Origin of the sequence: Psychrobacter sp. WY6, assembly GCF_018448495.1 — a bacterium.
Taxonomy (GTDB): Bacteria; Pseudomonadota; Gammaproteobacteria; order Pseudomonadales; family Moraxellaceae; genus Psychrobacter.
The window spans coordinates 3,085,791-3,103,923 of sequence record NZ_CP049902.1 but is presented as its reverse complement, the minus strand read 5'-3'; the positions used below and the strand labels follow the sequence as shown (position 1 = coordinate 3,103,923).

12 protein-coding genes and 4 pseudogenes are annotated in these 18,133 nt (G+C 43.2%); 10 read left to right on the top strand and 6 right to left on the bottom strand.

Annotated elements, in window-relative coordinates:
• The first annotated feature begins 200 nt into the window (after positions 1–200).
• A complete protein-coding gene (locus G7Y90_RS15545; protein ID WP_250162841.1) occupies positions 201–464 on the top strand; it encodes a hypothetical protein in 264 nt (87 codons plus the stop codon).
• Positions 436–1,701: a S41 family peptidase gene (locus G7Y90_RS15540; RefSeq protein WP_250162840.1), complete on the top strand. Its 1,266-nt coding sequence runs from the start codon at positions 436–438 to the stop codon at positions 1,699–1,701. Before G7Y90_RS15545 ends, G7Y90_RS15540 begins: the two co-directional genes overlap by 29 nt.
• 93 nt (positions 1,702–1,794) lie before the next feature.
• Here the strand turns inward: G7Y90_RS15540 and G7Y90_RS19310 are convergent.
• The 3 genes and pseudogenes from G7Y90_RS19310 to G7Y90_RS15520 all read right to left on the bottom strand — a co-directional run.
• Positions 1,795–3,499: pseudogene (locus G7Y90_RS19310) on the bottom strand (sigma 54-interacting transcriptional regulator); the annotation flags it as partial.
• Between the two features lie 93 nt (positions 3,500–3,592).
• Positions 3,593–5,392, bottom strand: coding sequence for a sensor histidine kinase (locus G7Y90_RS15525; protein WP_250162838.1), 1,800 nt, complete (start codon positions 5,390–5,392; stop codon positions 3,593–3,595).
• A gap of 195 nt (positions 5,393–5,587) precedes the next feature.
• Positions 5,588–6,223 (bottom strand): response regulator, encoded by a 636-nt coding sequence (locus G7Y90_RS15520; RefSeq protein WP_055123802.1) that lies wholly within the window; start codon positions 6,221–6,223, stop codon positions 5,588–5,590.
• Between the two features lie 425 nt (positions 6,224–6,648).
• Here G7Y90_RS15520 and G7Y90_RS15515 point away from each other — a divergent pair, with 425 nt between their 5' ends.
• The 3 genes from G7Y90_RS15515 to G7Y90_RS15505 all read left to right on the top strand — a co-directional run bounded on the left by G7Y90_RS15515 (position 6,649) and on the right by G7Y90_RS15505 (position 8,573).
• Entirely contained in the window at positions 6,649–7,737 is a 1,089-nt protein-coding gene (locus tag G7Y90_RS15515; RefSeq protein ID WP_045451193.1) for a serine hydrolase, read from the top strand.
• Positions 7,738–7,907: 170 nt separating this feature from the next.
• Entirely contained in the window at positions 7,908–8,306 is a 399-nt protein-coding gene (locus G7Y90_RS15510; protein ID WP_250162837.1) for a thiamine phosphate synthase, read from the top strand.
• Positions 8,307–8,309: 3 nt separating this feature from the next.
• Complete coding sequence (locus G7Y90_RS15505) at positions 8,310–8,573, top strand: hypothetical protein (RefSeq protein WP_250162836.1); 264 nt, start codon at positions 8,310–8,312, stop codon at positions 8,571–8,573.
• A 48-nt stretch (positions 8,574–8,621) separates the two neighbouring features.
• On the opposite strand, the gene G7Y90_RS15500 is transcribed toward G7Y90_RS15505, so the two are convergent.
• Positions 8,622–8,951: a TraR/DksA family transcriptional regulator gene (locus G7Y90_RS15500; RefSeq protein WP_193008300.1), complete on the bottom strand. Its 330-nt coding sequence runs from the start codon at positions 8,949–8,951 to the stop codon at positions 8,622–8,624.
• Between the two features lie 352 nt (positions 8,952–9,303).
• On the opposite strand from G7Y90_RS15500, the gene G7Y90_RS15495 reads away from it, so the two are divergent.
• The 5 genes and pseudogenes from G7Y90_RS15495 (at position 9,304) to ruvB (ending at position 14,652) form a co-directional block, all read left to right on the top strand.
• A complete protein-coding gene (locus G7Y90_RS15495; RefSeq protein WP_193008298.1) occupies positions 9,304–10,518 on the top strand; it encodes a phosphoglycerate kinase in 1,215 nt (404 codons plus the stop codon).
• A 259-nt stretch (positions 10,519–10,777) separates the two neighbouring features.
• Positions 10,778–11,164, top strand: a complete 387-nt coding sequence (locus tag G7Y90_RS15490) for a hypothetical protein (protein WP_055123806.1) — start codon at positions 10,778–10,780, stop codon at positions 11,162–11,164.
• 553 nt (positions 11,165–11,717) lie between these two features.
• The gene (gene fba, locus G7Y90_RS15485) at positions 11,718–12,755 is read left to right on the top strand and encodes a class II fructose-bisphosphate aldolase (RefSeq protein ID WP_193008296.1); all 1,038 of its coding nucleotides are present in this window, start codon (positions 11,718–11,720) and stop codon (positions 12,753–12,755) included.
• 94 nt (positions 12,756–12,849) lie between these two features.
• A pseudogene (gene ruvA / locus G7Y90_RS15480) lies at positions 12,850–13,468 on the top strand (Holliday junction branch migration protein RuvA).
• Between the two features lie 203 nt (positions 13,469–13,671).
• Positions 13,672–14,652 carry a Holliday junction branch migration DNA helicase RuvB gene (ruvB, locus tag G7Y90_RS15475; RefSeq protein WP_045447074.1) on the top strand — a complete coding sequence of 327 codons (981 nt, stop codon included), beginning with the start codon at positions 13,672–13,674 and terminating at the stop codon, positions 14,650–14,652.
• A 92-nt stretch (positions 14,653–14,744) separates the two neighbouring features.
• Here the strand turns inward: ruvB and G7Y90_RS15470 are convergent.
• Together G7Y90_RS15470 and G7Y90_RS15465 are read right to left on the bottom strand one after the other, a co-directional pair.
• Positions 14,745–16,159 (bottom strand): annotated as a pseudogene (locus tag G7Y90_RS15470) (FAD-binding oxidoreductase).
• Positions 16,160–16,341: 182 nt separating this feature from the next.
• A pseudogene (locus G7Y90_RS15465) lies at positions 16,342–18,002 on the bottom strand (ABC1 kinase family protein).
• Positions 18,003–18,133: the final 131 nt, after the last annotated feature.

The following is an 18,133-nucleotide window of genomic DNA, read 5'->3' as shown; positions in this document are numbered from 1 at the left end:
AAAAATAAGGGCCAGCATGATATTTCGCCTGCTAAACAAACTTGACACCGCTACTCATCATTTGATGAAATCATATCAGTTATCGTAAATGTTACTTGCAATACTCTCCTAGTCTTAGACTGGCTCTTGGTGCTATCTTATGAGATAAATATTCATCCATATATCTATAAAAATAATTCTATTATTAAACGAGTTCTCTTATGCGTTCTATTTATTTTATGCGCTTACCAGTGACGAAGCGATTGGGCAAACAAGCAATGAAGGTATTCACTGCGCCGACTATGTTTAAACCTGCATTGATGATAGGTCTGCTTGGGCTCAGCACTGCTAGTATGTACGCACAAGCAGCGAGGTCACCAGCTAATGCGACCATCAATAATCCCACCGCCAGTCTACAACTGATTAGCTTAAATAACGATGAGATAGCCATAGAAGATGACACTAATTTTATCAGATGTCGCTGATATGCTTGAGTCGGCCGACCAAGTTGACGATTCGATAGACAGTGTCGCAGATGAGAGTGCCTTGACCGATGACACGAATGAGATCGATGTCAGTATTCCACCTGAGGTTGCGCAAGTATCATTGAATGCCATTTCTCCAGAAACGCTCAAGACGTTTGTTGCGGTAGTGGATTTGGTACGCCGTGAATATGTAGATGCGGTCAATGATGAAGAGCTGTTCAATAATGCGTTGAGTGGTATGTTGACTAAGCTAGATAGTCATGCTGAATTTTTAGATGCTGAGGCTTATGAAAACTTGCGTGCCTTTACCGAAGGTGATGTGGGTGACGTCGGTATCAAAGTCAATTATCAGCCTACAGATGGCTATTGGGTGATTACAGAAGTTATTGATGCATCGCCTGCAGATAAAAAGGGCATTGCGGTTGGCGATTATTTACATCAAGTCGGTGATTTCAAACTTGATGAAGAAAAAGAAAGTAACGATATCGAGCAACTTTTGACAGGGATTGCGGGTACGCAAGTAGATGTTGTCACCTCAAAAGCTGGTCGCCGCAAACATACCACGACCTTGCAGCGTAATAACAGCCACCCTCAAACGGTCGAGGCAAGTCTCATTGACGGTGTTGCTGTTATTAAGTTACCTGCCTTTCAAAATAATAGCCGTGAAAAACTCTTGGAGGGCTTGATAGATCTAGACGCACCTATCACAGGTATCTTGCTAGATATGCGTGATAATCCAGGCGGGGTGCTAACGTCGGCGGTGAGCGTAGCCAGTTTGTTTATGAGCGACACTGATGTGGTACAAGTAAAGGGTCGTCAAAGTGATACGCGTACGCTATCAACTCAAGGTCTGGCGATACTTGAATCATTGCCAGTGGTGGTGTTGCAAAATCGCTATTCGGCGTCAGCGGCAGAGGTGCTGGCCAGTAGCTTACAAGCACAAAAACGTGCCACAATCGTTGGTGAAGTCAGCTATGGTAAAGGGTCTGTACAGTCGGTCATCCCATTGAATGATGAGCAGGCTGTCAAACTCACCGTCGCCAACTATATGACAGCGTCAGGCAATAAGATCGATGGAATCGGTGTAGAGCCTGATATGACCTTGTCAGGAAGTGAAAGTACATGGGAGCAGCAAGCGCTTGCTTTACTAAAAACAAAAGCACTTGATTCGGGCATTCGTTTTGTCCGAAAACCTGCCAAAGTCGATAAAGCAGTGGCAGGCAATAGGGTTCAGTAAAGCTCGCTTAAAGATAGGCTATCGCGATGTATTAACGTTAAAATATCATCATTTATCGTTATTCAAAAATGGCGAATGCTATGGCTCGAATTGATCCTCAGCTATCTCTAGTTTTTTCATGCGATAGCGTAACGAGCGAAAAGTGGTACCTAGTAGTTCAGCTGCTTGCGTTTTATTCCAAGCCGTTTGTTTTAGCGCGGTAATAATCAACTGTTTTTCTTGTTCTTGTAGGTAGTGTTCCAACCCTTGAGAGGGTAACTGACCATCCTTTAATTTGCTTAGAATTGCTTTTTCATCACTTTCTTGCAGAATAGATCGATGAGTGACAGATTCTTCGTGATTGTGACGGGCTGTATGGTTTGGGCTTTCTGCATGATGACTTTCTGAACGCTGTATCATAGAAGGGTAGTGCTGAGCGTTAGTACGATAAGGGTGCAAGTTGGTCGTCACTTGCTTGACCTGTGGCGCTATAGTCTCATCCATAGATTGAATGACTTTTTCTCTATTTTCTATCGATTGAGCGACCATTTGGTTGTTTTTTGACGTTCAGAATGTTGAGTTTTATCAATAACTGCTGGCTCACTCTGATCTTGAGAGGCTGCACGGTGATGAGTCATATCAATATCAGGCAAACCCAAATGGCTGATGTCAATGTACGGCGTCTCTGCTAGGGTGACGGCACGTTCAAGGACGTTACGTAGTTCACGGACATTGCCCGCAAAGTTATGATCTTGCAAACGCTCACAAGCCTCGATGGTAAGTGTTGGAGGGTTCTCTAACTGCCATTCATCAGCAATTAATGCTAAAAAGTGCTTTGCTAATACAGGAATGTCATCACGACGCGCATTGAGCGTTGGCAGTTTTAATTCAATCACATTGATACGGTAGTATAAATCTTGTCGAAATGCCCCATCCTGTACCAGTTGGTTTAAATTTTTGTGGGTGGCGGACAAGATACGAATATCTACAGGAACCTCTTTGGTATCACCAATGGCTCTCACCGTTTTCTCTTGAATGGCACGCAGTAGTTTTACCTGCATGGCCAAAGGCAAGTCTGCTACCTCGTCTAAAAATAACGTGCCGCCATTGGCCTGCTGAAACAGCCCTTGCTTGTCAGCGACAGCCCCTGTAAAACTACCTTTTTTATGACCAAAAAACTCTGATTCCATCAGCTCTGATGGTATTGCTCCACAGTTTACTGGCACAAAGCTACCATCACGGCGTGGGCTTAAATCATGAATCAATCGGGCAACCACTTCTTTACCAGTACCCGAAGCGCCTGACAAAAATACAGGTGCTTGTGAGCGTGCCAATTTTAAAATAGTGTTTTTCAGTGGGTGCATCACTGCAGAATCACCAATGAGTCTACTGTCCAGCAGTTTTTGTTCAGGTGAGCATTCGGCTGTGGCTTTTGCTTCATTGTCTTGATGAATAACTTTTAAAGCATTTTCCACCAGTTGACGTAGGCGCGGTAACTCAAGAGGTTTATTCACAAAGTCAAAAGCACCAAGCTTCAATGCTTCAATGCTTCAATGGCGAGATCCATACTGCCGTGAGCAGTAATCACGGCAATGGGCGTACTAGAGCTATTACTGATTTCTTTTACCAACTCTAGTCCTGACCCATCAGGCAGCTTTAAATCAGTCAGGCAAAAATCGTAATCATTGTCTTGCCAGTATGATCTTGCTTGCGACAGAGTATATGCTACATCACTTTTAATGCCCATTTTGGTCAAAGTAATTTGCATCAATCGGCACAGATCCACTTCGTCATCAACGACTAGCGCGGTTGTTGTCATACATCATCTCATCGTATTCAATAGCTATAAAATGGTAAAAACCAAGAGGCCTTAATGGCAAAGTATTCTATGTAATGTTAATACTTGGTAACGTTAATATTTATAAAATAGTGGTATTAACATTATGTTCAGTTTTTTTACATGAGTATCAGCACTAATAGCAGGTGCTATCAAGCGAAAACAGGTTTTCTCATGTTCAGGAATATAAAGCAAACGAGTTTGGTTGGCCTCACAAAAAGCTTGTGATAGATACAGTCCCAAGCCTGTCCCTGCTTGATCTGTCGTAAAAAATGGATTGAACAAATGTTCTAAGTCTTTGGTGCTAACCCCGCGACCAGCATCCAAGATATCAATTATAACATCGTTATCCGCACAATAAATCTCGATTTCCACATAGGCATGAGGGTGGGCGTAGCTACTGTAGCGCAAGCCATTGTTAATTAAATTGATTAAGACTTGCTCTAGTTGATGTGTGTCGAATGATATGGTCGGTTGTGTTTTTACGTGTAGAAAAACATCGTGTCCTTGAAAGTAGTTCTCTAAAAATGTTGGCATCCAGTCTGTCAGTATAATCGCTTGCTGGTTTGCGGTTTGCTGGCGAGACAGTTTTAGTACATCTTCGATAATACGATTCACACGTTTTGTTTGTGAAAATATTATTTGATAAAGCTCATGATTCGCTGCCATATCGTCATTTGAGATAGGCGGCGTTATCGTATTATCTGCTGTATCGACTTCTAGATTGGCTTCTATAACATCCTCCATTAATAATTGGCTGGCTTGTGATATCGCTGCCAAAGGATTCCTTATTTCATGGGCGATGCTCGCCGTTAATTGCCCTAAAGAAGCCAGCTTCAATTGTTGGGCACTGGCTTGCTCGCGGCGTAAGTCCTCTAACATTATCAATTTACTGTCATCTTTCAATGGAATGATTTGTACGCGCAGTTTACCGAATATGGAAGCGTTTGCGACTGCAGGCAAATCATAAATAAAGGTGCGTGATTGGCCTGCCGCTACTGACAAACAGGCTTTAAATAGCTGCGTATGTTGTTGACCAAGCTGCTGCTGAAAGTTAGATAAGAGTGCACTGCGAGTATTGTTTCGAGTATCTTTTGTATCAATAGAGGTGCTGTACAATGATGCGGAAGGGGTGGGCGAAAGGCTGAGTAATTGGTAAGCGGCAAGGTTTGCTAAAACGATATGCTGTTTATCGATGACGATGACACCATTAACCATTTGCGTGATGACTTCTTGGTTGATGACGTTTAATCGTTCAACTTCTTTAGCGTGACTCGCTGCTACTTTTTCAAGTTGTACCAAACGCTGTGAGATGGACCAGCTCAAACCACCAACCGCCAAAAAGCTGGCTGACATGAGCAATGCGTCCCCTAAATTTGCTAAGCTCATGCTATTGGCAATGGCATAAAAAAATTGCTGATAAATGACAAAAATAATAGCGAGTAGGGTAATAATTAAGGCTTGCGAGCCGTGTAGCAACATAAAACTCGCTGCGACGACCACCATATACAACATGGTCAACTGTAAATCAGGCGCACCCGCTGTATATAACAACAAGCTTAATATAATGACGTCTAATACTAAACCAAAGGCCAACTGTCGCCGCATTTGCTGATTAACGACATAAAACAAGCCAAGTAAAATAAGGCTAAGCAGGAAATAAAAGCTAAGGGTTGTTTGTTGTAAAAAGCTTGGTAGAGAGAGGCTGTTGTCAGAGTGAGCGGTGATATATACCATCAGTAGAGAAAACAGACTAACAGCAAAGCGGTAACTGCTATAAATAAGCCCTAACCTGCGCAATTGAGGTGGAGATAGCGTGTCATCACGATGCAAATAGTGAGTAACAGTAGAGACGATATTAGTAGCAGGCTTCATAGATTGACCGCAATAAGGGAACAGTTGCTAGGGCGTGTCCTCATTTTAAAAATAGAGATAAAATGAGATAAATTACAATCAAACAAGGAAGATATCGCCATTAATATCAGGATATTTGACGATACTTGATAAAATTTAGCCATTTTCAGACCATGTAGATGTCCATCAGTTGAACTGAGGACACGCCCTAATGAGTTATGGCTGAATTAGACCATGACGAATGGCCAAATGTGTTAACTTCACATCGCTATCAACCCCAACTTTTTCATAAATACGATAGCGGTAAGTGTTGATGGTTTTGACACTCACAAATAGTTGGTCAGCGATTTGCTGCGGGCTTTGACAGTTAACGACCATCATTGCCACCTGTTTTTCGCGATCACTCAGTAAGTCAAAAGGTGAGTTGGCATTATCTGACAGCAAAACATCAGCCAGTTGCTCAGCGACATCTTGGCTAAAATAACGACCACCCTGATAGATTTTTTTGACAGCGCGAATCATCTCATCGAGCGGCGTGCCCTTCGTAATATAGCCATTGACCCCCGCTTTAATAAGCATCGAAGGATACGGCTGCGCTGACATACTACTGACGGCCAATATTTTGATACCCATATCCAGCTGAATTAAGCGTTTGGTTGCTTCAAGGCCACCAATATTAGGCATATTGACATCAAGCAAAACCACATCAGGGCGCAATTGTTTGGCCAATTTGATGGCCATGTCACCGCTGTCCGCTTCGCCGATTACTTCGATATCGATACTATCTGACAACATGCGGCTAATACCCATTCTCACCAAATCATGATCATCTACTACCAGTACTTTAATCATAACGATACTCTTTGTTGTTTGTCAGAATGAAGGCTTTTATTGACGCTAAATGACAAAAAATAAAATCATTAGAGTCGTTTTTTAGTTTTTGAAAAAATAAAATATTGCTAATCTTTTAGATAAATACCATTGTTTAATATAACAAAAAACGAATAATTGCAGTGTTCAAAGTTAAGGTATATTGCTGAAATGTGAGTCAATGTTTCTGTAATATAAAGTGGTTGTAGTAAAATTTGAATTACACCAAAATAAATTATTAAATCAGCTTGATACATTAAACTTAAATGCAAACCATGATACACTAAAAATACAAAAACTCTATACGAGTACTTATAAACCCATTCATAAACGCTACGTACGTTGTTGCTATTGGTTAGTATGTAACTGATTCTCTAATTAACAGCATCGTGACAGCAGGAGGCATAATGAAGCAACTACCATTAACCAAACAGCAATTAATCGCTGCTATGATTTCATTGAGTTTGGGCAGTGTTGCACAAGCGGCACTTACTATTAATGGTAGCGCCGACACTAGCTCTAGTGCTCGCATGAGTTGGGGCGGTGCCGATAGTTTGTCTGAAGCACGCAATATCATGTACAAATCCAAAGGCTCAGCTATCAAGAAAGTTGATAGTGGCAATGGTACGACCAGTATCACCAACGCCAATAGCTTCGGTAGTAGTAATAACAGTTACAATAGCAGTAATAGCTACAATACAACGTATCGTGGCTCATTTGGTAGCAGTAACATGATACCGATCAGCACTGATTCGCGTAGTGTCGCGGTCATCGATGCTGAAACGGGCGAATCTATTTATGAAAAAGATGCTGACATTGCGCGCCCAATGGCCAGTATCTCTAAAGTGATGACGGCTATGGTCGTATTGGATGCTGGTCTCGATATGCGTGAAGAACTCACACTCGATCCAGAAGATTTCGTCGGCCCTAAGCGTGCCAGCTCTAACCTTAAATCAGGCGATCGTTTGAATCGTGCTGAGATGTTGCTGATGGCACTGATGAAATCAGAAAATCCAGCAGCAAAGAGTTTAGCGCGTAATTATCCAGGTGGCTATACTGCCTTTATACGTGCCATGAATCGTAAAGCTCAAGATCTGGGTATGACCACGGCTTTCTTTGGTGATCCAACGGGTCTTGATAAGCGCAACGTCGCTTCATCAAATGACTTGGTTAAAATGGTTCGCGCGGCGGGTAACTATGACGTGATTCGTCGTTTCTCGACTACCAAGAGCTATGACTTTTATGTTTCTAACTACTCAAGTGGTAACCGTACTTATAAAGCCAATAACACCAGTAGCTTGGTTCGTGCCGGTGATTATCCAATTGGTATCTCAAAAACAGGTTTTATCAATGAAGCTGGTCGTTGTGTGGTCATGGAAACGCGTGTGAATAACCGCCCAGCAATTATTGTCATCTTAGGAGCGAACAGCTCAGCCACACGTTGGGGTGATGCCAAAAATATTCTAAACAGTCTAGCGACACGCCGCACGGTATAACTTTACTGTTTTAGCATTTATAAAAAGGCTGTTATTCGATATAACAGCCTTTTTATTGTGTTGAATTTAAGGTGTGTCTTTAATTTAATCAATGGACTTCTACATGGGCTAAAAAATTATCTCATTTTTATCTCCATTTTTAAAATGAGGACACACTCTAGGAAAATAATATGACCCAAACACCGACTGTTATATCAGCGCCAAAATTATATTTACTGACCAATGACGATGAGTTTGCGCTGCTGTATCGCAAATTAGAAGCAGCACTAGCAACAGGATTCATCGCGCTATTACAAATTCGTCGCAAGCAGATACTGGCGCTACCTGATGGTGAGTCTCGTCTATACGAAGAGGCTAGACAAATAGTTGAGTTGGCGAAAGCGTACAACGTACCAGTCGTCATCAATGACAATATTAAATTGGCTGCCAAGCTCGGCGTTGGTGTGCATTTGGGTCAACAAGATGGCGAAGTCACTGATGCTAAGCACGAACTCCAACCAAACCAAGTGATCGGACGCACTTGTCATGGCAATGTGGAATTGGTTGAAGAAGCAAAAATGAGGGCGTAAGCTATGCCGCTATGGGTGCGATTTTACCTCAAATACAAACCTAACGCCAATATTATCTCGCGCCAGCAGCTCATAGATGGCTGTCAGCAAAATATAGCGATATGTGTCATCGGTGGCTTGACGGCAGAAAATGTCACCGAGCTGGCAGGTTTGCCGATTACTTACGTGGCGGTCGTTGGGGATATTATGGATTTGCCTGTGGATCAAATCGCTGCGCGCTGTCAACAATGGCAGCAGGCATTCTCTCAATGGAAAATGCCTACTTGATCACTAGAACTTTGATTTGGAATGGCTGTCGTAGAGTAAAATGGGTCGTTATTCAGCATGTTCCATACATAGGGTAGCGTAAGGCAGTGCTTGTAAGCGCTGTTCTTCAATTTGCTCACCGCAGACTTCACATTTACCATAAGTCCCGTTTTCAATACGGCTTAGTGCATTTTCGACATAGATCAAACTTTGACGGGCTTCAACCATCAAATTTGTACGCATGTCGTTTTGACGATAAGAGATGGCTTGGTCTTCCCAATGCTCATTGAGGTCGTCTTGCGGGTTTTGGATATGATCTTCGATTTTATCGATACGAGTCTCATATTCTTCTTTAAGTGTCAGTAGGTCTTGTTTGGCAGCTTGAAGGTCGATACTCATTGGGTTCTCCTAATGGGTTATTTTTATTGTAGGTATTATTTATTATCAGTACTAATAGCATCTTAAACAGCCTTACTAAGTGCCACCACGAAATGTTACTGATTTTTATTAAAATTTAGCCATTTGTCTTATTTTTATCCCCATTTTCAAAATGAGGACACGCCCGAGTAAAATTTAATAGTGCGTTCTTTATGAGCACTTGCTAGAAAACTGCTAGAATACACCGCCTCAAATTCTTGCTTGGTTGCTTTTATACAGCCATGGACAAGAGCAGCCGATTTGATAAATATTTTCAGTAATGAGTAAAAAGCCAACCGATAGATTAACAAGAGATGATGCATAGGAGCAGGTAATGAATTTTTTGCGTATGAGTGAGCTGAGCTTAACGGATAAAGTGGTGTTGATTCGTGAAGATCTCAATGTGCCTATTAAAAACGGTAAAGTCGCCAGTGATGCACGCCTGCAAGCCAGTTTGCCTACGATTAAGATGGCGTTAGAAAAAGGCGCGGCCGTTATTGTTTGCTCACACTTAGGTCGTCCAACTGAAGGCAGTCCTGAGTCGATATATTCGCTAGCACCAGTTGCTGAGTATTTAAGCGATAAATTAGCCACGGAGTTATCAAAGCCCGTTAGCTTAAACAATGACTACCTTACTGAAGGCGTGGCAATTAAAGCAGGCGAGGTCGTGCTATTAGAAAACGTGCGCTTTAATCAGGGCGAAAAGAAAAACGATGCGGATTTAGCACAGAAATACGCTGATTTATGCGATGTATTCGTGATGGATGCATTTGGCACCGCACATCGCGCACAGGCCTCAACAGAAGGCGTTACCCAAGCTATGCATCGAGCAGGAAAAACAGCTTGTGCAGGACCTTTATTGGCGGCTGAGCTTGATGCGTTAAGCTTGGCACTTGAGACCCCAGCACAGCCAATGTTGGCAATCGTTGGTGGTTCAAAAGTATCGACAAAGCTAGAAGTGCTGCACAGTTTGTCTGAATTATGCTCGCAGATTATCGTTGGTGGCGGTATTGCAAATACATTCCTAGCCGCGCAAGGTCATAGCGTTGGTGCATCACTTTATGAAGCGGACTTGGTTGAGACAGCTCGTGACATTATGACTAAGACTGAGATTTTATTACCTGAATATGTTGTCGTTGCTGATAAAAATGAGATTGATTTTGCTGACTTCACAGGCTCATTACAACAAGCCACTGCGACCATCAAATCTGTCGATGCGATTGGCGAAAATGACATGATATTGGACATCGCTCCAGAAAGTGCTAAGCAATTAGCGGATGCTATTATCAACGCAAAAACCATTTTATGGAATGGTCCAGTTGGTGTTTTTGAAGTCGATGCTTTTGGTCAGGGCACACAAATCATAGCAAATGCCGTTAAAAACAGCGAAGGATTTTCGATCGCTGGTGGTGGTGATACGCTTGCTGCAATTGATAAATATCAAGTGGCAGATGGCGTTAGCTACATGTCAACAGGTGGTGGCGCATTTTTAGAGTTTGTAGAAGGCAAGGTATTGCCTGCGGTTGCTGCTCTACAGGTTGATGCGTAACGCTTTAACGATATTTAGCAGATGAGTAACATTAGCCGTACAATTTAGCCTCATCATCTCATGTACGCTGTATCAATAATATTTTGGCTACTATTCTTATGTTATTGTTTTAAGAGAAATAAGAGTCAGTGGCCACTCATTATTATTAAGTAGTAATTATTTGTTTCTATACTGAAAATTATGATTGCATGTCTAATTTGCACTCTATAAAATAGCGCAAATCATGTATTTGACATGCTTTATTTATGAGGGATTTATTATGTTAAAACGCCATTTATTACTTGCTAGCGTACTTGCTGGTACTTTTGCAATCACTGCATGTAGCCAACAAACAGAAGAGAACGCCGAAGCTGCTGTTGAGTCTGCTGGTGATGATGTTGCTGCTAACGCTGATACTGCCGCTGCTGAAACAGAAGCCGCTGCTGCTGAAGCTGAAGTTGCTGCAAAAGATGCTGGTACTGAAGTTGCCGAAGGCGCTGAAACTGCCGGTGTTGCTGCTACAGATGCACTAAAAAACACTGGTGAAGCAGTTGTGGTAGGCGCAAATGAAGCCGTTGCCAAAACTGCTGAAGTGGTTGCCGATGGCGCATCTGCTGTTGAGAATAAAGCCAGTGAAAACGCAGTAGAAGCAGAACAACAGTATTAATCATCAATACATAAGCAACTGAACCTAAGCCATTGAGCTACTAATTTATCGATTGATGAATAGCTTATTAAGCTGTTGGTTGCAGATATTGATTGCTGTATAAGCCCTCAAATATTTAAAAAGCTTTGGTGATAACCAAGGCTTTTTTGTATTTAAAATCATAATCTAGAGGTTAGGGTGTGTCCTCATTTTTAGCGCATTTAAATATCCATTGATTTAATTGAGGGCAGGCCTTAGTCAGTCAAAAATATGGTGCACAAGGTTTATCCGTTTTTTCAATTAGCTGCATATCATATGGAACTTATCAAATTGTTTTATGAAACTCGCTATCATTCTGTTTTGTGAATCAAGCAAAGAAAGAAATAGTCGGTTAACCGCTACGAAGCACTGGCAATTTTTGCTATAATCACGGCGTAATAATTACGATCAAAAAACACTGGTTTTTTGCTGGTCTGACTATTATCAGGCTAGGGTTTTAGGGCAATTGTTGCAACATCGTATTTTTAAGAATATTTCTTAATATCATATTCAAAATTTAATCAGAGAGCGTCTTATGGCTTTAATATCGTTACGTCAACTTCTAGATCATGCCGCCGAAAATAACTACGGTGTCCCTGCTTACAATGTTAATAATTTAGAGCAGATGCGTGCAATCATGATGGCAGCCGACGCCTGTGATTCTCCTGTTATCGTACAGGCTAGTGCCGGTGCACGCAGTTATGCAGGCTCTGCATTTTTGCGTCATCTGATTATTGCTGCTATCGAAGAGTGGCCACATATTCCAGTCGTTATGCATCAAGATCACGGTATGTCACCAGCGATTTGCCAACGCTCAATTCAGCTTGGCTTTTCATCAGTGATGATGGACGGCTCGCTCGGTGAAGATGGTAAAACGCCAATGGATTATGATTACAATGCCAGCGTGACTCGCGAAGTTGTCAAGATGGCACACGCGTGCGGCGTCTCTGTAGAAGGTGAAATTGGTTGCTTAGGTAGCCTTGAGACCGGTATGGCTGGTGAAGAAGACGGCTCTGGCGCAGAAGGCGTATTGGATCACGAGCAGCTATTAACCAGTGCTGATGAAGCAGAACAGTTCGTTAAAGACACCAACGTCGATGCGTTAGCCATTGCTATCGGTACCAGTCATGGTGCTTATAAATTCACCCGTCCACCGACAGGCGACATCTTATCGATTGAGCGTGTAAAAGAGATTCATGCCCGTATTCCTAACACTCATTTGGTCATGCATGGCTCGTCATCAGTGCCGCAAGAGTGGCTAAAAGTTATCAATGAAAATGGTGGCAACATTGGTGAGACTTATGGTGTACCGGTTGAGCAAATCGTTGAAGCGATTAAGCATGGTGTGCGTAAAGTAAATATCGATACCGATTTACGTTTGGCATCAACGGGCGCTATTCGTAAATTCCTTGCAGAAAACCCGAGTGAATTTGATCCGCGTAAATACTTCAAAGCCTCTATGGTTGCAATGTCAGATATCTGTACCAATCGTTTCGAAGCCTTTGGTTCTGCGGGTCAGGCACATAAAATTCGCCCAATTAGCCTTGAAGGTATGGTCAATTTTTATAAATAAGCGTTGCCAACAAGATATGCTTATTTAATAGCATTTATCATTAAATAGCAGCTCAGTTCATTTTTTATATCAGCTCTAATAAAGGTAGTGGATTATGATTGGATTGATTAGTGGTCAAGTGCAGTATTTGATGGCACCGACTGCATGTGTCATGACTACCTCTGGTGTCGGCTACGATATAGAGCTGCCGCTACCGTCATTTTGCCAGTTGCGTCTCAATGAGCAAGCGAGTATTTGGACGCATTTTCATGTTCGTGAAGATGCAGCTGTTGTTTGGCTTTATTGATCGTAAAGAGCGTGATGTCTTTCGTCAGCTGATTAAAATCAATGGCGTTGGGGCAAAAATGGCATTGGCTATGCTATCTGCGATGTCAGCAGCTGAGCTCAAAATGCATGTCGAGCAAGAGTCAGAGACAGCATTGACCCGTATCCCTGGTATTGGTAAAAAGACAGCACAGCGCTTATTGATTGAGCTAAAAGATAAGCTGAAAAATATCGAAGTCGATAGCAGTCATTTAGAGTTTGCCATGCAACCTGCTGAGGTGTCTCACGAGGGCAGCATCATCGCTGAGGTAGAAGGCGCGTTGATTAGCTTGGGCTATAAAGAAAGAGAGGCACAGCAAGCGATTAAAGCCGCTAAGAGTAATGGTAATACCTTTGCCGATACGCAAGGTTTACTAAAAGCCACATTGCAACAGTTGTCAGGATTTTGATTCATTCAGCTCACTACCATCAATAAGTATCAATAACTCTTAAATAGATAAGCGACATTCATTGTCGCTTATTTTCGTTTTAGGCTGTGCTTTATTTGGTAGCTGCTTTATGATGTTTTGCATGACTTATACGTAGCGTTTGGTTATGCTATTTACTACCTATTCTTTAAAAATAATGATTTAATATAATGATAAAACCTATGATGCAAGATCGTTTGATTAATCCATTCGAAGGGGCAGGCGATGCGCCTGATTCTAATATTCGACCGGCATTATTGGCTGAATACATTGGTCAGCCAGTGGTACGTGAGCAGATGGAAGTGTTTATTGGCGCAGCGCGTGGTCGGGGTGAGGCATTAGATCATACTTTGATTTTTGGTCCGCCTGGTCTTGGAAAAACGACGCTTGCCAATATTATTGCTCGTGAAATGGGTGGTAATTTACGTTCAACCTCAGGGCCTGTGCTTGAGCGCCCCGGTGATTTGGCAGCCATGTTGACCAATCTAGAAGAGGGTGATGTGCTATTTATCGATGAAATTCATCGATTGAGTTCCGTTATTGAAGAGATACTGTACCCCGCCATGGAAGATTTTCAGCTGGATATTATGATTGGTGAAGGACCTGCGGCACGCTCTATCAAGCTGGATTTACCGCCGTTTACCTTAGTCGCGGCAACCACGCGAGCAGGATTATTGACCTCACCACTGCGTGATCGTTTCGGCATTGTGCAGCGGCTCGAATTTTATAATATTGCTGATTTGACCACGATTGTGAGTCGTGCCGCCCGTTTGATGCGTGTACCGATGAGTGAAGATGGCGCGGTGGAGATTGCTCGTCGCGCGCGTGGTACGCCAAGGATTGCCAATCGTTTATTACGCCGTGTACGTGATTATGCTGAAGTGAGAGGCGACGGTAGTATCAATGGCGCGATTGCTGGCAGTGCGCTCGATATGCTGGCAGTTGATAGACGTGGTCTTGATCATTTGGACAGACGTTATATTGAGATATTGCACGAACGCTTTGATGGCGGTCCAGCTGGCGTTGAAGCGGTAGCAGCAGCAATGGCTGAAGATCGCGGTACGCTTGAGGATGTGATTGAGCCATATCTTATTCAGCAAGGCTATGTATTGCGTACCGCACGTGGACGCGTACTGACCCAGATGGCGATTGACCAGATGTTATGAAATTAGCCTAAAAAATGCCCCTACGTTTAATACTCTAGTTAAACGTAGGGGCATTTTTTAGGCTTTGATCTCTTATAAGCACCATTCGACAGTTAAACAGCGGGTAAAGGTTCAGGCCATATTTTACCCGGATTTAAGATATTATTAGGGTCAAGAGCTGATTTAATCGCTTGCATCAGCACTAAGGCGTTACCGTGCTCTTGCTGCATATATTTTGTTTGCCTTGCCCGATGCCATGCTCACCTGTACAAGTGCCATCCATTTCAATAGCGCGGGTAGCTAAGCGGCTGATAATGCCGTCAGCGGTAGCAACTTCTTCAGGGTTATCGGTATCGACCAATAACAAAACATGAAAATTACCATCGCCGACGTGACCGACGATAGGTCCAATCATACCTGACGCTTCGATGTCTTTTGCTGTCTCACTGACACATTCTGCTAAGCGTGAAATGGGCACACAAGCATCCGTCGATAAGGCGCTGGCTTCAGGACGTAGAGCAGAGCTGGCATGATAAGCGTTATGCCGTGCTTGCCACAGACGCTTGCGCTCGGCTTCATTGGTATCCCAAGCGAAGTCACGACCGCCGAATTCTTCGATAATATCCGTAAACATTTGAGCTTGTTCAGAGACGCTGGCATCTGTGCCATGGAACTCTACAAATAGCGTAGGCGTCTCATCCAGATCAAGATTGGCATATTGATTACACGCTTTAATTTGCATGGCATCAAGTAGCTCAATGCGCGCAATCGGCAAGCACATTTGAATGGTCAGCATTACTGCCTGACAGGCATCTTCAATCGTTGGGAAATGGCAAATACCGCTACCTATACACTCGCTGATGCCGAATAGTTTAAGCGTCACCTCAGTAACAATACCAAGTGTCCCTTCTGAGCCGATCATTAATCTCGTCAAGTCATAACCCGCGGCAGATTTTTTGGCACGGGTACCAGTGCGGACAATCTCTCCACTAGCGGTGACTATCTCAAGCGCGAGTACCACATCTTTCATCGTGCCATAACGTACCGCATTGGTGCCTGAGGCACGAGTGGCGACCATACCGCCGATACTGGCATTAGCACCCGGATCTATTGGAAAAAATAGTCCAGTATCACGTAAGTAGTGATTGAGCTGCTCACGTGTGACGCCTGGTTGTACGGTCACTGTCAGATCTTCATTATGTACCTGCAATATTGCATCCATCGCATGCATATCGATGCATAATCCACCATATGGAGCATTTAATTGACCTTCTAAGGATGAGCCAATACCAAATGCAATCACTGGCATTTGATACTGATTGCAAATCTCCACCGCAGCTGCTACCTCGTGCTTATCTTGTACTGTCAAGACGGCATCTGGTGGCTGATTGGCAAGCCACGTCATCGTATGCCCATGCTGCTCACGTACCGTTATATTGGTAGTAAGTTGTTTACCGAAACGGGTTTGTAATGCAGCAATAGCCTCGCTGTGGTCTTTTTTAGCAATTGATATTTTAGCGGTAGACATGGGTGACTCCTATACAGGGCGTCTTTTTTAACGACACAATGAGAAATGAGGCAATGTAAAAACTAAGCTCTCACTCACTTTAAATGTCACTAAAAGCAATGAAAGTGAGTGAGAGCTTATTGAATAAAAATTAGATAGTAATGGCTATTAACCAATACTTATTTTTTAAAAATAACAGAGCGTTAGGCTAAAATACGCCAAACGACAACCAAAATAGCCAATATATAAAAGATAGGCGAGAGCCAGCCAACAACCTGTGTTGCAATGGCGATGAAAATGGCAAAACCTGACAGTGCTAGCCAATCTCGGCGGCGATCATTAAGCATATCCGCACGAATTTGTTGTATTTCTCGCAGTTGACTGTCTTGGCGTGATCCTTGTGAGGCAAGGCTTTGTAAGCCTTGATCCAGTAGCTTTGGAATATCAGTCGTCGATAATAAAATCTCTGGTAACTGCTGGCGTAAATGTTGTAAATTACGCATCGGATCGAGCTGCTCTTTAATCCAACTGCTTAAAATCGGCTTGGCAAGTGACCAGATATCAAGGTCAGGATACAAGTCGCGCCCCAATCCTTCGACATGTACCAAAGTTTTGAGTAGCAGCATTAACTGTGGCGGAATACTCATATGATGGCGGCGCGCGATATCTAAAATCTGCATCAAGACACCAGCAAAGTCGATATCATTAATGGATTTTTGTAGCATTGGACCGACAGTGCGTTTCATATCACGCATGAGCGCATGCTTGTCTGTACTTGGTGGTATCCAGCCCGCTCGGCTAACAATATCCACCATCGCCGTAAAGTTATTATTCATCACCGCCAAGAGCATCCGCGCGACGATGAGCTGATCGTCTTTCGATAATGTACCCATGATGGCACAATCAAGCCCGATATAGCGTGGCTCATGACCCAAATCAATCGCTGCCATATCTGCGGAGAGGGTTTTAACCGGTGGTGTCTCTACAAAGACATTGCCCGGATGCATATCAGCATGAAAAAAGTTATCGCGGAATACTTGGGTAAAAAATATCGTTAAGCCTTTTTCTGCTAGTGCTGCTCGGTCATAACCTAGCTTATCAAACACTGCAACTTGCGAGATAGGAACGCCTTGGATACGCTCCATGACCATCACATTTTGGCAGAATCATAGACTTCTGGTACATACATCAATGCGGAACCCAAGAAGTTGTTGCGCATCTGAGTGGTATTGTCTGCCTCTAAGGTCAAATCCAACTCGTTTAACATCACTTGGCGATAGTCTTCGACAATATCGACGATATGGATGGCACGTGCCGCTTCAATACGCGCTGATGCCCAATTGGCCAGCTCACGTAGTAGCTCAAAATCAGCAATGATGGTGGTACGAATATCAGGACGCACCACTTTTACCACCACTTCACGACCATCATGCAGCGCAGCAGTATGTACTTGGGCAATAGAAGCCGCCGCTAGAGGTTTGACATCAAAGCGTGCGAACAGTGTGCCAATCGATTGACCAAGACCGTGTTTAGGGTCTTGGATTTGGGTAATGGCCACATCAGAATTGAAAGGTTTGACTTTGTCTTGTAGCTGAACCAATTGCTCGATAATCTCAGGCGGCACTAAATCGCGACGCGTTGACAGCAGTTGTCCGAGCTTTAAAAACAGTGTGCCCATGTCTTCAAGCGCATATTTAATCGCATTGGGTTGGTGTTTTTTACCCCACGCCGCTGGATGTAGGCGAATCAAACGCGCCAAAGGTTGCAGCTGTGGCGCGTCTTCGATAGAAAGATGAGTATCGATGCGATAAGTTGCGGCGATACGCCAAAGCTCAAGTAAACGGGCGCGATGAGATAATAGCATGAGGTATGGGTACTCTAAAAAAAGTCGAAAATAGGGTGGGCACTGCACTTATTTATAAACTGTGCTTGTCCATAAATTGCACTTATCTCTAAAAAGTGCTGTCGATAGTAGGATTTAGCGATCATCGACGA

Bases quoted from the DNA above. Each gene is read 5' to 3' on its own strand.
- G7Y90_RS15545 (WP_250162841.1), top strand. From the start codon at position 201: ATGCGTTCTATTTATTTTATGCGCTTACCAGTGACGAAGCGATTGGGC.
- G7Y90_RS15540 (WP_250162840.1), top strand. From the start codon at position 436: ATGACACTAATTTTATCAGATGTCGCTGATATGCTTGAGTCGGCCGAC.
- G7Y90_RS15525 (WP_250162838.1), bottom strand. From the start codon at position 5,392: ATGAAGCCTGCTACTAATATCGTCTCTACTGTTACTCACTATTTGCAT.
- G7Y90_RS15520 (WP_055123802.1), bottom strand. From the start codon at position 6,223: ATGATTAAAGTACTGGTAGTAGATGATCATGATTTGGTGAGAATGGGT.
- G7Y90_RS15515 (WP_045451193.1), top strand. From the start codon at position 6,649: ATGAAGCAACTACCATTAACCAAACAGCAATTAATCGCTGCTATGATT.
- G7Y90_RS15510 (WP_250162837.1), top strand. From the start codon at position 7,908: ATGACCCAAACACCGACTGTTATATCAGCGCCAAAATTATATTTACTG.
- G7Y90_RS15505 (WP_250162836.1), top strand. From the start codon at position 8,310: ATGCCGCTATGGGTGCGATTTTACCTCAAATACAAACCTAACGCCAAT.
- G7Y90_RS15500 (WP_193008300.1), bottom strand. From the start codon at position 8,951: ATGAGTATCGACCTTCAAGCTGCCAAACAAGACCTACTGACACTTAAA.
- G7Y90_RS15495 (WP_193008298.1), top strand. From the start codon at position 9,304: ATGAATTTTTTGCGTATGAGTGAGCTGAGCTTAACGGATAAAGTGGTG.
- G7Y90_RS15490 (WP_055123806.1), top strand. From the start codon at position 10,778: ATGTTAAAACGCCATTTATTACTTGCTAGCGTACTTGCTGGTACTTTT.
- fba (WP_193008296.1), top strand. From the start codon at position 11,718: ATGGCTTTAATATCGTTACGTCAACTTCTAGATCATGCCGCCGAAAAT.
- ruvB (WP_045447074.1), top strand. From the start codon at position 13,672: ATGCAAGATCGTTTGATTAATCCATTCGAAGGGGCAGGCGATGCGCCT.